Here is a 12,036-nt window from a genome sequence, read left to right as displayed (position 1 = left end):
TTATTTTCTTTTCATGTATTTACAAAAACTTAGTTTGACCAATTTCAAGAGTTACGATTACGATTCTTTCGAGTTTTCACCTCGGATAAATTGTATTGTTGGCGAAAATGGAAGTGGAAAAACTAATTTGTTAGATGCTATTTACTTTTTGGCTTTAACCAAAAGTGCTATCTCTAATCAAGACAACTTGAGTATTAATCATGACGCTGATTTTATGATGATTGAAGGAGATTTTGAAAATATAAAATCTACTTTAATTACGATTGCCTTACAAAAAGGACAAAAAAAGGCTGTTTTGCACGATAAAAAAGCCTACGAAAGATTATCAGAACACATCGGTAAATTTCCTGTCGTATTACTTTCGCCAAATGATACTGATGTGATTCGTGATGGGAGTGAGGAAAGAAGAAAATTCTTCGACGGAGTGATGTCTCAATTAGACTCAGAGTACTTAGAAAACCTTTTACAATATAATCGTCTATTACTTCAAAGAAACTCTTTACTGAAGCAGTTTGCTGAACGCAATTATGTAGATGATTTATTACTAGATATTTATACCGACCCTTTAGTGGAAATAGCCATAAAGATTTATGATGCTCGCTTGGCTTTTGCCAATACGTTTCTGCCCATTTTCAAAAAGCATTATGAAGTATTATCTGATGCCAGAGAAGTCGTTGACATGATTTATGAATCGGAAGTAGGAAGCGACGATTTCACTACTGTTTTTCGTAGAAATAGACAACGTGATTTAGCAGCACAGCGCACAACGATGGGAAGCCATAAAGATGATTTCATTTTTGAAATTAATGGCTTTACACTTCGAAAATTTGGCTCGCAAGGTCAACAAAAATCTTTTGTAATTGCCCTTAAATTGGCTCAATTTGAAATGTTAAGTCTTTCAAAAGGTTTCGCTCCGATTTTACTTTTAGATGACATTTTCGATAAGCTTGACGATAGAAGAATTCAACAATTAATCAATATGATGACTGACGGAACATTCAATCAAGTATTTATTACTGATGCTCGCCCTGAAAGGACACGACAATTGCTGGATAACTTAACCGTTGATATTCAATATTTTGACATAAAAAAAGCCTAACGTTTTCATTTCGTTAGGCTTTTCTATTTATTTTTCAGTGAATTTCACACCTGCATAATTCGTCTTAATCGTAATTTTTGTAGCAGAGCCTTTTCCAATTTTACCTTTATAAACTTTGGTTGATTGTATGCCCATTCTACGTTCTTCGTCTTCTTTATTATCAGGGTTCACCGTCAAAGTACATTTATTTTCTGGATACCTAAAGTTGGCATAAGTTGTCGTCACTTCAAAATCTGCGTTGCAATCGCCCGTTACAGGTAATTTCACGGCTGTGTAATTAGAACGAATGTCTAAGGTTTTCAAAGTCTTTGATAATTCTGCCAATTGAACTCCATCTGAGTAACTGATTGACAATTTTCCTGTCTGATTAATCTTACCGATTTTTCCACTAGAGTACTGAATGGTTCCATCTAAATGATTGATGTCGTCCAGAATCATCGACCCATAATTATTGGTAAGTTTTAAATTATCTGCTTTTTCAATATTTAGTTTTGAATAAGCAATGTGCAAATCACCATCGTCCATTTGTTTGATATTACCAGAACCATATTGTACGAAGATGTCTTTTCCTCCACCCGTCAATTTATCAGAAACAAAACTACCGTAATTAGAAGTAATCTTTAATGGCGCTGAAAACTGCGGAATAATTGTTTTTCCATATTTATTTGCTACCGTCAAAGAATTAGATTTTGGCATAAAAATCATGTAGTTAATTTCTACACCACGTTTTTCCATCGTTTTTTTACTGCTACTCCAGTTAAAACTATTGGTTAAACTATTCGCCCAACTCCAGCTACCATTTCCGTTACTTTTTTCATCGGTATCAATCATTGTTTTAAAAGCTATTTTATCGCCTTCTTTTCTTTCAATGATTTCTACATTATCAATCAACATTTGTGCTTCAGCGTCAGATTTGCCGTAACCAATGATGGTAATATCTACTTTGATTTCGTTTTTATTCCAAAGCTCTACTTTTACTTCACCGTGTTGATTATTGATGTTTAAAAAGTTTTTGGCATCTACTGGAAACGATTTACTGATTACTTTTTTCTTTTCTACCGTGGCAGTTTCCTGAATGATAGCTTCGCCATAAGCATAATTGGGATTAACTGGTGCTGCTGGCAAAGGTTGATGTTCGATATTTCTTAGTGTTGTGGCTACGCCATTAATTGTTCGAACAGCGATATTTCTCGTTGTGGCGATACTCGCCCTTAAATGATTCTCGAATGCTTTACTTTCTGTTGAATCACTTATGTGTACTATTACTCCTTGCGCTAAAGTGCCATTAATGACTAAAACACTTAATGCTAATATATTCAATAACTTTTTCATGACATGCTTCGATTAAACTGTTTACCTCAAATGCTTCTTGTCGGATTGTTCTGATAATCTTTAATTTTTTGAATAATCGACAATTGCCTATTTAAAATATCTAATTGTACTTGTAAATTCTGAATCATGGCTTTAACTAACTCTTCCTGATTGGGCGTTTGGGGCAATTCAGCTTTCAGGTTTTGATAGTCTTTGTTCAGATTCTCGATTTCTGTGGCAAATTCTTTATACAATACTGGGTCTTCTGTTTCAATTTGTCTGATTTCTTCACGTTTCGTTTCAATCAAACTTGCATACTGAACCATTTTATCACCATATTCGGGGCTTACTGTAGCAATAATTTTGTCGGTATTTTGTGATTTGAAACCAAGATTATACACAAAGAAACAACCTATGAGCAAAGCAAGACTTGCTGCCATCGCCCAATATTTTTGTTTGAAAACGATAATATTTTTCTTTTCTACAAAGGATGTTTCTCCCGGAAAGGTATCTAAATTCCCTAAGCCTTTGTCTATTTTGTCCCACAAACCAGCAGGCACTTCAAATTGATCAAAGTTTTCTCGGTTATCACGAATGAATCTTTCTGTTTTTGTCTTTTTCATAACGCTTTAAGCCTGATTTCTCTTAAAAAGAACAGGTCTTTATTTTTTTAAAATCTCCAACAATCGCTTTTTGGCTCTGATGTATTGTGTTCGAGAAGTAGATTCTGCCACGCCCAAAATCTCTGCAATTTCTTCGTGGTCATAACCTTCTAATAAATACAAACAAAGTACTGTTCTAAAACCATCTGGTAATTGTTGAATGGCATTTTGTACTCTCTGAATATTAAGTTCTATTCCTTCCTCATCATAGGCTTCTTCGTCTGGAACTTCGCCTGCTTCTTCAATATCAATTAATTGTACTTTTCGATTTCTTAAATGATTTAACGCTCGATTGATGACAATCTGTTTCAACCAAGCACCAAAAGTACTTGTTTGTCTGAAATCATGAATTTTTTGAAAAGCATCCAAAAAAGCATCTTGCAGGACGTCCTCTGCTTCACCAACATGATTTACAATTCGGACAGCAACATTGAACATAGCCTTTGCATAAAGCCTATAAATCTCATATTGAGCCTTGCGTTCGCCCCTACGGCAAGCCTCCACGAGTGGTAAATGTTTGTCTATGTAATGTGTTTGTTCCAGTGCTAAAGGTTGAGGATTCATAGTGTTCAAACTTCTTAACCTTCAAGTTAAAAAGTTTTCATCTATTAGACAACCAATAACTTAAATTCAAACTAATGACACAGACCTATTTACGAATGTTGCATTTTGTTAAAAATTCTTAAAATATTTTAAAAATTTTATCGTTTGAAACCCTTTTCTAAAATATCATTCCATAGCCATTTTGCAATCACGACAATTGTCGTTATATTTACGACATATTTACAAGATAAGGTTTAGATGAAAACACAAAATATATTACCCATTCCAACTTTAATTGTATTGCTGGGTGGACAAGCAATCATCAACCGAGAAATCAGACATGATTTTGACTTGATAGAAATTGCCAAAGAAGGCTTACCCAAACAAGCTTTAGATAGTTTGGCAAAACAAATTGCGTTTTCTAATAAAGAAATGGCAGAAGTATTGAATATTTCTGAAAGAACAATTCAGCGCTACAGAGACGACCATCGTTTAGATAAAGATGCTTCTGCAAAATTGATTCGCTTGGCAAAACTATATGAATTAGGTCAGGAAACATTTGGAAGCCTTGAACGCTTCAACGGCTGGATGCACTCTCGTGTACCTGCTTTGGGCGGAAAACGTCCTACAGAATTATTGGATACTTCTTTGGGCTATGAAATTATTGAAAGAGAATTAATTTATATTGAACACGGACTATTTTCATAATGTCCATGTTCTTCTACACTATAAAATTTTATAAAATGGAAGTTTTTAGAATTAGTAAGTTTAAAAGAGCTAGAGATTTATCGGGCTATGGAGCAAGTTTAAAAGGTCAGCGTTGGAATAGGAGAGGAACTTCACTACTTTACACGGCTTCGCATCGGTCTTTGGCTTTATTAGAAGTATTAGTGCATATCGGAGAATATTATCCAGAAGACGATTATGCCATTATCACTTTAGATATTCCAGATAATCAAATTGTTTCTTTGGATGCTTCCATTTTACCAAAAGACTGGGCTAAAATATTTGATGCTGGCGTGTTAGCTTCTTTTACCGATTATTGGCTGAAAACGGAGCAATCTATTGCTTTAGGAGTACCTTCTGCGATTGTTCCTCAAGAAATTAATTATCTGATTAATCCACTACATCCAGATTTTCAGGATGTGAAGATTAAAAACATTGAAAAATTCACTTTTGACGAAAGATTTTTTAAGGATGTCATCGACTAAAACTGCCCAATTTTGGATTGAAAACTATCAAATGAATACTCATCCTGAAGGTGGATACTTTGTAGAAACCTATCGTGCGAGTGAAAGTATTGCCCAAACGGCATTACCCGCACGTTTTAAAGGAGAAAGAGTATTTTCAACTGGCATTTATTTTTTGTTGGAAAGCCATCACATTTCAGCATTACATCGCATTGCCTCTGATGAAATGTGGCATTTTTATGCGGGTACGGCTTTAAATATTTATGTTTTAGATGAAGATGATACTTTAGAAATTATTCGTCTCGGTAATAATCCTGACCGTGGAGAAGTATTTCAAGCAGTGGTTCCTGCAGGAAAATGGTTTGGGTCAAAACCTGCCGAAGAAAATACTTATTCGTTAGTAGGCTGTACTGTTGCTCCTGGTTTTGACTTTGAAGATTTTGAAATGAAAGACAGAAAAGCATTGCTACAAATGTTTCCTCAACATGAGGACATTGTAACAATGCTTACTTATTAAGAATATTGCTTGTCTATCCATTATTTCAATGCGATTGTTTGCGCAGAAACAGGTTTTCCAGCAATGTAGTCTTTGGCGAAAATTCTGTAATTATCAAAAATTTGACGAGTCGCTATTCTCAATGCTTTCTCGTCAATATTATGCGTTTCTGGCGCAGCAATTCCAGCAGCATAACCCATCCAAATAGGGCGATTACTATCGTTTTCAACAAATTGTAAAAGAAGTGTGCCTTTTCTGAGTTTTACTCTTCTTAGTTCCTCATTCATATTTTCTTTGCCTAATCCTCTGAAAGAACGTTGTAGCACAGAAAGATTTACATCTGTAGGAAAAAGAGCATAAAAGACAATTAAGTTGGGGCGTTCTTTTGAATCTTCATAGCCTCTTAATTTCATTTGATTGCCGATTTCATCAATCACAGCCTGAAATTTGTAGGTGGTATCAATCATGGTAAACTGTTTTTCAACAGTTGTGAACGATTGATAGTTGGGTTTAAATACTTCATCTTCGATTTCTCGATGACAAGCAGAACCAATCTGAAAGCTATTACGATTACAAGACGCTAAAGCAAGGAATGCAACCACTGCAAAAAGATAGATTTTTTTCATAACGTAAAAATTAATTTAAAACTTGAAAGATATAACTATTTGATTTTTAGTTGATTTAATGAATCTAAAATCGAAATTGAATTTTCAATCGCAAAAAGCGGTTTTAATAATGAATACGTAAAAATTTGAGAATAGTCTCTTTGTGGTGTGTTAATCTAAGTATAATAAATTATCTAACTATCTGATAATATGGATAATAAATTTTTATTTATTGCTTAGCGCTACTTTCGTAAGGAATTATAATTTTATAAAAATGAATACAAAACCAATTATTCGTGTAGATGTTGTTTCAGACATTGTTTGTCCTTGGTGTTATATTGGTAAGCGTAGATTAGAAAAAGCTATTCAAGATACACAAAGTTCTTGTACTCTGCAAGTTATCTACCATCCTTTTCAACTAGACCCAACTGTTCCGAAAGAAGGCATTCCTTTCAGCGAACACATGGAAGGACGTTTCGGTCCTCATTACGCTCAAAAGTTTCGTCAAGTTGAGCAAGCCGCTGAAACGGAAGACTTAGATTTTGATTTTGAAAATCTTCCTAAAGCTATTAATACTTTTGCTTTCCACAGAATACTTACGATTGCTTTGCAAGAAGGGATTCAAGTTGAAGTAAAAGAAGCTTTGATGAAAGCTTATTTTATTGACAGAGTTGATTTAACAGACGAAAACATTGTGGCAGAAGTAATGAATCAATTTGGTTGGTCTGCTGAGAAAACAATTGGCATTCTACAGTCAGACGAAGCTTCTGACGAAGTAAAAGAAGAAATGCACTATTTTCGTCAACAAGGAATTTCAGGAGTACCTTTCTTTATTTTCGATAAAAAATATGCTGTTTCTGGCGCACAACCTTCGGAAGTATTTAAAGAAATCTTTGAAAAATTAGCGCAAGAAAAACAAGTACAGGCAATTTCGGGAGAGGTTTGTGATGTAGATGGGGAAAATTGTTAATAGATTAATTTAATTTCTGGAGGAACTTGAATAGTCTCTCCAGAAATTAAATTTTTTCAATCCACGAGTTGGAAACTCGTGTTACAGAAATTACATTTTTACTAAAGTATTCCCACGCATTACAGGTAAAACATCGTACAAATCCTGTTGTAAACAATAAGCGATGTCTTTTTGAATACCTAAACGCTGTAATCTTTTTACGTGAGAAGAAGATGCTACAAACGATAATAAATCATTTTTAGCTAATTCATATTGACGTAACGCCATCAAAGCTGAATCATCTTCTACCATAAATTCTTCTTGCAAACGCTCTACTAAAGCTCCTGCAAAAAGTGTATCTTCTAAATTCGGTTTGCCTTTCCAGCCCGCACATAATACCAAAATATCGTATTGTTGTTCTTTTAAGTAATTCGTTAAAGCCCCCAAGTTCAAGAAAGAGCCTACCATTACTTTTACCGCCGATTTCGATTTGTTTATTGCCAAAGTACCATTGGTTGTAGTAACACAAACCGTTGCACCATTCACTTTTTCAGTCATGTAACTGAAAGGCGAATTATCGAAATCAAAACCTTCTGGTGTTTTTCCATCACGTTCTGCCGCTGCTAAGTAACCTTTTTGTTGATAACTTACACATTCTTCAATTGTTGATACTGGTATGATTGCTTCTACACCATTGGCGAAAGCGGTTGTCATACAAGAAGTAGCTCTAAAAATATCTACAACGACAACAATCGAATTTTCGATATTATATAAATGTAATAACTCGGGACTGATACAAACGTCTATTTTTTGCATAATTTCAAAAAAATCTAATTCACATTTTACTTCAAAAAGGGCATTTTGGTCACTACTGCCTTCAAATATTTGTTACGGATATTGATATATACTTCCGAACCTACTTTGGTGTATTCTTTGGTGATATAACCCATTCCAATTCCTTTACTAAGCGTAGGCGATTGTGTTCCAGAAGTTACTTCGCCAATGATATTACCAGCAGCATCCATAATTTCATAATGCTGACGAGGAATACCTCTATCAATCATTTCAAAACCTACTAATTTACGTGTTGGTCCGTTTTCTTTAATTTTTTTATGGAATTCAGAATTGATAAATTCTTTGTTGAATTTGGTAATCCATCCTAAACCTGCTTCAATTGGAGAAGTACTATCGTCAATATCGTTTCCGTATAAACAATAGCCCATTTCTGTACGTAAAGTATCTCTTGCACCTAAACCTACAGGCATGATATTAAACTCTGAACCTGCTTCGAAAATCGCTTTCCACATCGCTTCGGCATCTTTGTTCCAAACATATACTTCAAAACCGCCAGCGCCAGTATAACCTGTTGAAGAAATCAAGACATCCCCAATTCCTGCTACTGTTCCTGATTTGAAAGAATAATACTCCATCGAATCTAAATCTAAATCCGTAAGCTTTTTCAGCGTATCAATCGCTTTTGGACCTTGAACTGCGAAAAGACTCAATCTGTCTGAAATGTTTTCCATTTCTACACCGAATGTATTATTTTGCTGTAGCCAATTCCAATCTTTTTCAATGTTTGACGCATTTACTACTAAATAATATTCGTTTTCGTCCCAACGATACACCAAGAGGTCATCTACAATTCCGCCTTTATCGTTTGGTAAACATGAATACTGTACTTTTCCATCAATCAAAACCGAAACATCATTAGAAGTAACATATTGTAAAAATTCAGTGGCACGTTCTCCTTTAACTACAAACTCGCCCATGTGCGATACATCAAAAACACCTACCGAAGTACGAACACCAATATGTTCTTGAATAAGGTTTGAATATAAAACTGGCATTGAATATCCTGCAAAAGGTACCATTTTTGCCCCAAGCGACACATGAACATCATTTAGATGAACGTATTTTAAAACTTCTGTTTGTTCCATTGGATGTTGATTGAAATTGAAAGATTAACCAAAAAATATGTGGTTAGTAAGTATATGTTTGTCATATATTTCACAAAAGTAACAAAGTATCTTGAGAAGTCTAAAAAGCTATAAGCTATGAGCCATGAGCTTTCAGCTTTGAGCTTTTGTTTTAGACTTTACAGTGCTGTATTCAATGAGCTTTCAGCTCATTGCTCACGGCTCATAGCTTACCGCTATTCCTGATACAAAACTGTCAAAACAGTTTGTCCCACAGCTTTTAAAGTATTTTTATCAATCACCGACATGTTATCTTGATGCGTATGATGATATGCCCCAAAAGTTTTTGGGTCGTTTGGTCTTAATTCAATAATATCAATCATTTGAATTTTCGCTACATCATTTACAGGTACGTGGTCGTCAACCAAACCTCCGCCATCTGCATCAATAAATAAATTAGAATAACCTAATCTGCTTGCTATGTCCCAAACGTTACGGACAATCATTGGTGCGTATTGCATTGAAGTACCTTCGTGTGGGAAAACAGCTCCTTTTGCCCCAACCATGTCTAAATTGATTCCGTAATAAGCCGTATAATTTTCTTTGTGTTTATGACTTGCCCAATATTGCGAACCTAAACACCAAGAATTTTGTCCATGCTCACCTTTAAAGTCTTCTGGTTCGCCGACGTCTTCTACATCAAAAAAGATAATATCAACACCAACATTAGGTTTAGTTTTCGCCTCTTGAATACTTCTTGCTAATTCTAATAAAACACCAACGCCACTTCCTCCGTCATTTGCGGCATCAATTGCTTTATTTTTATCGACAGAATCTTTGTCTGCCACCGAGCGTGCATCCCAATGAGCCGTTAATAAAATTCTTTTCGTCGCAGTTGGATTGATTGAACCAATGATATTCGTTGCATTCAATTTCTTTCCATCAAAAGTAGTTGCTACAAAATCTTGTGTACTTACTTCACAGCCTAATTGTTTTAGTTTTGCAACCAACCAAGTTGCACATTCTTTGTGTGCTTTGGTATTGGGAACCCTTGGTCCAAAACTTACTTGTTTTTCAACAAAGCTATAAGCTGAATCTGCATTGAAATCTGGAGCGGGATTAAGTGTGATTTCTTCTTGAGGAACACTTTCTTGTGAGCTAGTCGTTTGGCAAGATTTAAAGTAAACTGCCACACCTGAAAAAATAAAAATTGCTAACAGGAATAGCGCTATTCGATTCGTTTTCATTATTAATTTTTATAATACTCTTTTAACATTGTTGATTACCGCAAGAATAAACTTCCCATATCTGATAAAGAAACAATCTTCATCGTTATTTCGCCACTTGGCGTATAGCTTGGGTTTGAAGAAGCGAAAAGCTGTTCTACCAAAGTATTCATTTCTAAAACAGTTAAAGCATGATTTCCATAACGCCCAGCCGAACGTTTTGCCATAGCACGAGCTAGATTTTCAGCTTTATCCAAATGTAATTCTGATTCATTTTGTTTGAATTGCTCCAGAATTCCCTCCAGCATTTGTTGTTCATTTTCTTCTGGAGAATCGGCAGGAATACCATTCACCATGAAAGAATCATGTTCTACAACACTCAAGACAAAGCCAAGATTCCTAATTTCATCTTGAATTTCAAGCAATAAATGAAAATCTGCTGTCGTCAGTTTTACTTTTGTCGGGAATAATAATTGTTGAGACGCACCGCCATTTTTGCGTAAATTCTGCGAGAATTTCTCATATAAAATTCTTTCATAAGCCGCACGTTGGTCAATCAAAAGCATTCCAGATTTTACCTGAGAAATAATATAGCGATTATGAATCTGAAAAGTTGAAGCCTCAGAATCTTGCGAAGCTCTTTGCGGACGATTACTCCCAATATCATTCGCTTTACTTTTCAATAAGAACGAAGTACTTTCTGTGGTATCGCCAAAATCAACTTTCGTTTGTTCTATTTCAGGTTCTTTTCTTTCAAAATCATCAAGCTGACGATTCAAACCTTCATATAATTTATTCCAATTTGTCAGATTCGTTTTTTCTCTAAAAGGTGCTTCTGTCGTTCTTGCGAAAGAACTTACACCAGCCGTTTCTTTTGTTTTTTCAAAAGGAGAACCGTTGAACTGAAAAATATTATTGGCGAAATTCACATCTGTTTCAAAATCCAAAGAAGGCATTAAATTATGCTGACTCATAGACTTTCGAACAGCTGCTTGCACAATGGCATAGACCGTTCGTTCATCATCAAACTTAATTTCTGTTTTGGTCGGATGAACGTTTATATCAATGTGAATTGGGTCGATTTCAATAAAAAGTACATAAAACGGATGCGAACCTTCTGGAATTAATCCTTCAAAAGAACTCATCACAGCATGATTCAAATAGCTATTTTTGATAAAACGATTATTGGCAAAAAAGAACTGTTCACCACGAGTTTTTTTGGCGTACTCTGGTTTACCAACATATCCACGAACACTTACGAAAGAGGTTTCTTCTTCGCAAGAAGCTAATTGTTCACGATAGCCTTTTCCGAATAAATCTACAATTCTTCGGCTCAATTTACCCGCAGGCAAATTATATACTTCGGTATCGTTATGATGTAAAGAGAATGAAATTTCAGGATTGGATAAAGCTACTCTTTGAAATTCGTCGATGATATGACGCATTTCAACTGGGTTCGACTTTAGAAAATTTCTACGGGCTGGCACATTAAAAAACAGGTTTTTCACCTGAGTACTTGTGCCTTCTGGAGTAGCAATAGCTTCTTGTGCTTTTAATTCCGAAGCTTCTATTTTTATTAAAACACCTAATTCGTCGGTTGTTCTGCGAGTACGCATTTCTACTTGTGCAACGGCAGCGATAGATGCCATCGCTTCGCCCCGAAAACCCATCGTTCTGATTTTGAAGAGGTCGTCGGAAGTACGAATTTTGGAAGTAGCATGACGCTCAAAACACATTCTTGCATCGGTTTCAGACATACCCAAACCGTTATCAATGACTTGAATTAAGGTTTTTCCTGCTTCTCTGACGATTAATTGAATGTTTGTTGACTGGGCGTCGATGGAATTTTCCAAAAGCTCTTTCACCACAGAAGCTGGTCGTTGTACGACTTCGCCGGCGGCAATCTGGTTCGCAATGGAATCAGGGAGCAGTTGGATGATATCTAACATTTTCTGAAAACGTATTTTAGGTTAGCTTTTTTTGACAGTGGAGTTCTCCGAATTGTACCTCTAAGTTCGTGATAAAAGCAGGGAATG

At 35.3% G+C, this 12,036-nt stretch carries 13 protein-coding genes; 5 read left to right on the top strand and 8 right to left on the bottom strand.

The window, feature by feature from the left end; genetic code table 11:
* The first annotated feature begins 13 nt into the window (after window positions 1-13).
* Window positions 14-1,099, top strand: a complete 1,086-nt coding sequence (gene recF / locus ABID42_RS22045; protein ID WP_367285505.1) for a DNA replication/repair protein RecF — start codon at window positions 14-16, stop codon at window positions 1,097-1,099.
* Between the two features lie 27 nt (window positions 1,100-1,126).
* Here recF and ABID42_RS22040 read toward each other — a convergent pair whose 3' ends face one another.
* Genes ABID42_RS22040 through ABID42_RS22030 form a run of 3 tightly spaced genes read right to left on the bottom strand, consistent with a single transcriptional unit; the run spans window position 1,127 to window position 3,636 of the window.
* The gene (locus ABID42_RS22040) at window positions 1,127-2,431 is read right to left on the bottom strand and encodes a hypothetical protein (RefSeq protein ID WP_367285504.1); all 1,305 of its coding nucleotides are present in this window, start codon (window positions 2,429-2,431) and stop codon (window positions 1,127-1,129) included.
* 26 nt (window positions 2,432-2,457) lie between these two features.
* Window positions 2,458-3,033, bottom strand: a complete 576-nt coding sequence (locus ABID42_RS22035) for a hypothetical protein (protein ID WP_367285503.1) — start codon at window positions 3,031-3,033, stop codon at window positions 2,458-2,460.
* A gap of 39 nt (window positions 3,034-3,072) precedes the next feature.
* Window positions 3,073-3,636 carry an RNA polymerase sigma factor gene (locus ABID42_RS22030; protein WP_367285502.1) on the bottom strand — a complete coding sequence of 188 codons (564 nt, stop codon included), beginning with the start codon at window positions 3,634-3,636 and terminating at the stop codon, window positions 3,073-3,075.
* Window positions 3,637-3,873: 237 nt separating this feature from the next.
* On the opposite strand from ABID42_RS22030, the gene ABID42_RS22025 reads away from it, so the two are divergent.
* The 3 genes from ABID42_RS22025 to ABID42_RS22015 are packed head-to-tail and all read left to right on the top strand — an operon-like array spanning window position 3,874 to window position 5,322.
* Window positions 3,874-4,323, top strand: coding sequence for an Xre family toxin-antitoxin system antitoxin (locus ABID42_RS22025; protein WP_367285501.1), 450 nt, complete (start codon window positions 3,874-3,876; stop codon window positions 4,321-4,323).
* A gap of 35 nt (window positions 4,324-4,358) precedes the next feature.
* Window positions 4,359-4,826: an RES family NAD+ phosphorylase gene (locus tag ABID42_RS22020; RefSeq protein WP_367285500.1), complete on the top strand. Its 468-nt coding sequence runs from the start codon at window positions 4,359-4,361 to the stop codon at window positions 4,824-4,826.
* Window positions 4,813-5,322 (top strand): cupin domain-containing protein, encoded by a 510-nt coding sequence (locus ABID42_RS22015; protein ID WP_367285499.1) that lies wholly within the window; start codon window positions 4,813-4,815, stop codon window positions 5,320-5,322. The genes ABID42_RS22020 and ABID42_RS22015 overlap by 14 nt, the downstream gene beginning before the upstream one ends.
* Window positions 5,323-5,342: 20 nt before the next feature.
* On the opposite strand, the gene ABID42_RS22010 is transcribed toward ABID42_RS22015, so the two are convergent.
* Window positions 5,343-5,927 carry a DUF4136 domain-containing protein gene (locus ABID42_RS22010; protein ID WP_367285498.1) on the bottom strand — a complete coding sequence of 195 codons (585 nt, stop codon included), beginning with the start codon at window positions 5,925-5,927 and terminating at the stop codon, window positions 5,343-5,345.
* A gap of 253 nt (window positions 5,928-6,180) precedes the next feature.
* Between ABID42_RS22010 and ABID42_RS22005 the strand changes: the two genes are divergently transcribed.
* Window positions 6,181-6,876 (top strand): DsbA family oxidoreductase, encoded by a 696-nt coding sequence (locus tag ABID42_RS22005; RefSeq protein WP_367285497.1) that lies wholly within the window; start codon window positions 6,181-6,183, stop codon window positions 6,874-6,876.
* A gap of 90 nt (window positions 6,877-6,966) precedes the next feature.
* Here the strand turns inward: ABID42_RS22005 and ABID42_RS22000 are convergent, their stop codons facing one another.
* The 4 genes from ABID42_RS22000 to mutL all read right to left on the bottom strand — a co-directional run bounded on the left by ABID42_RS22000 (window position 6,967) and on the right by mutL (window position 11,949).
* Window positions 6,967-7,671 carry a 2-phosphosulfolactate phosphatase gene (locus ABID42_RS22000; RefSeq protein WP_323258466.1) on the bottom strand — a complete coding sequence of 235 codons (705 nt, stop codon included), beginning with the start codon at window positions 7,669-7,671 and terminating at the stop codon, window positions 6,967-6,969.
* Window positions 7,672-7,697: 26 nt separating this feature from the next.
* Window positions 7,698-8,795 carry a glycine cleavage system aminomethyltransferase GcvT gene (gcvT, locus tag ABID42_RS21995; RefSeq protein WP_367285496.1) on the bottom strand — a complete coding sequence of 366 codons (1,098 nt, stop codon included), beginning with the start codon at window positions 8,793-8,795 and terminating at the stop codon, window positions 7,698-7,700.
* A 215-nt stretch (window positions 8,796-9,010) separates the two neighbouring features.
* Window positions 9,011-10,021, bottom strand: coding sequence for a M28 family peptidase (locus ABID42_RS21990; protein WP_367285495.1), 1,011 nt, complete (start codon window positions 10,019-10,021; stop codon window positions 9,011-9,013).
* A 35-nt stretch (window positions 10,022-10,056) separates the two neighbouring features.
* Entirely contained in the window at window positions 10,057-11,949 is a 1,893-nt protein-coding gene (mutL, locus tag ABID42_RS21985) for a DNA mismatch repair endonuclease MutL (protein ID WP_367285494.1), read from the bottom strand.
* Window positions 11,950-12,036 lie beyond the last annotated feature (87 nt).

The sequence above is a fragment of the Arcicella rosea genome, assembly GCF_040543805.1.
GTDB classification, from domain to species: Bacteria; Bacteroidota; Bacteroidia; order Cytophagales; family Spirosomataceae; genus Arcicella; species Arcicella rosea.
This window is presented reverse-complemented; position numbering and strand designations above follow the sequence as displayed.

Bases quoted from the DNA above. Each gene is read 5' to 3' on its own strand.
- recF (WP_367285505.1), top strand. From the start codon at position 14: ATGTATTTACAAAAACTTAGTTTGACCAATTTCAAGAGTTACGATTAC.
- ABID42_RS22035 (WP_367285503.1), bottom strand. From the start codon at position 3,033: ATGAAAAAGACAAAAACAGAAAGATTCATTCGTGATAACCGAGAAAAC.
- ABID42_RS21990 (WP_367285495.1), bottom strand. From the start codon at position 10,021: ATGAAAACGAATCGAATAGCGCTATTCCTGTTAGCAATTTTTATTTTT.
- ABID42_RS22015 (WP_367285499.1), top strand. From the start codon at position 4,813: ATGTCATCGACTAAAACTGCCCAATTTTGGATTGAAAACTATCAAATG.
- ABID42_RS22020 (WP_367285500.1), top strand. From the start codon at position 4,359: ATGGAAGTTTTTAGAATTAGTAAGTTTAAAAGAGCTAGAGATTTATCG.
- ABID42_RS22030 (WP_367285502.1), bottom strand. From the start codon at position 3,636: ATGAATCCTCAACCTTTAGCACTGGAACAAACACATTACATAGACAAA.
- mutL (WP_367285494.1), bottom strand. From the start codon at position 11,949: ATGTTAGATATCATCCAACTGCTCCCTGATTCCATTGCGAACCAGATT.
- ABID42_RS22005 (WP_367285497.1), top strand. From the start codon at position 6,181: ATGAATACAAAACCAATTATTCGTGTAGATGTTGTTTCAGACATTGTT.
- ABID42_RS22040 (WP_367285504.1), bottom strand. From the start codon at position 2,431: ATGAAAAAGTTATTGAATATATTAGCATTAAGTGTTTTAGTCATTAAT.
- ABID42_RS22000 (WP_323258466.1), bottom strand. From the start codon at position 7,671: ATGCAAAAAATAGACGTTTGTATCAGTCCCGAGTTATTACATTTATAT.
- ABID42_RS22010 (WP_367285498.1), bottom strand. From the start codon at position 5,927: ATGAAAAAAATCTATCTTTTTGCAGTGGTTGCATTCCTTGCTTTAGCG.
- ABID42_RS22025 (WP_367285501.1), top strand. From the start codon at position 3,874: ATGAAAACACAAAATATATTACCCATTCCAACTTTAATTGTATTGCTG.
- gcvT (WP_367285496.1), bottom strand. From the start codon at position 8,795: ATGGAACAAACAGAAGTTTTAAAATACGTTCATCTAAATGATGTTCAT.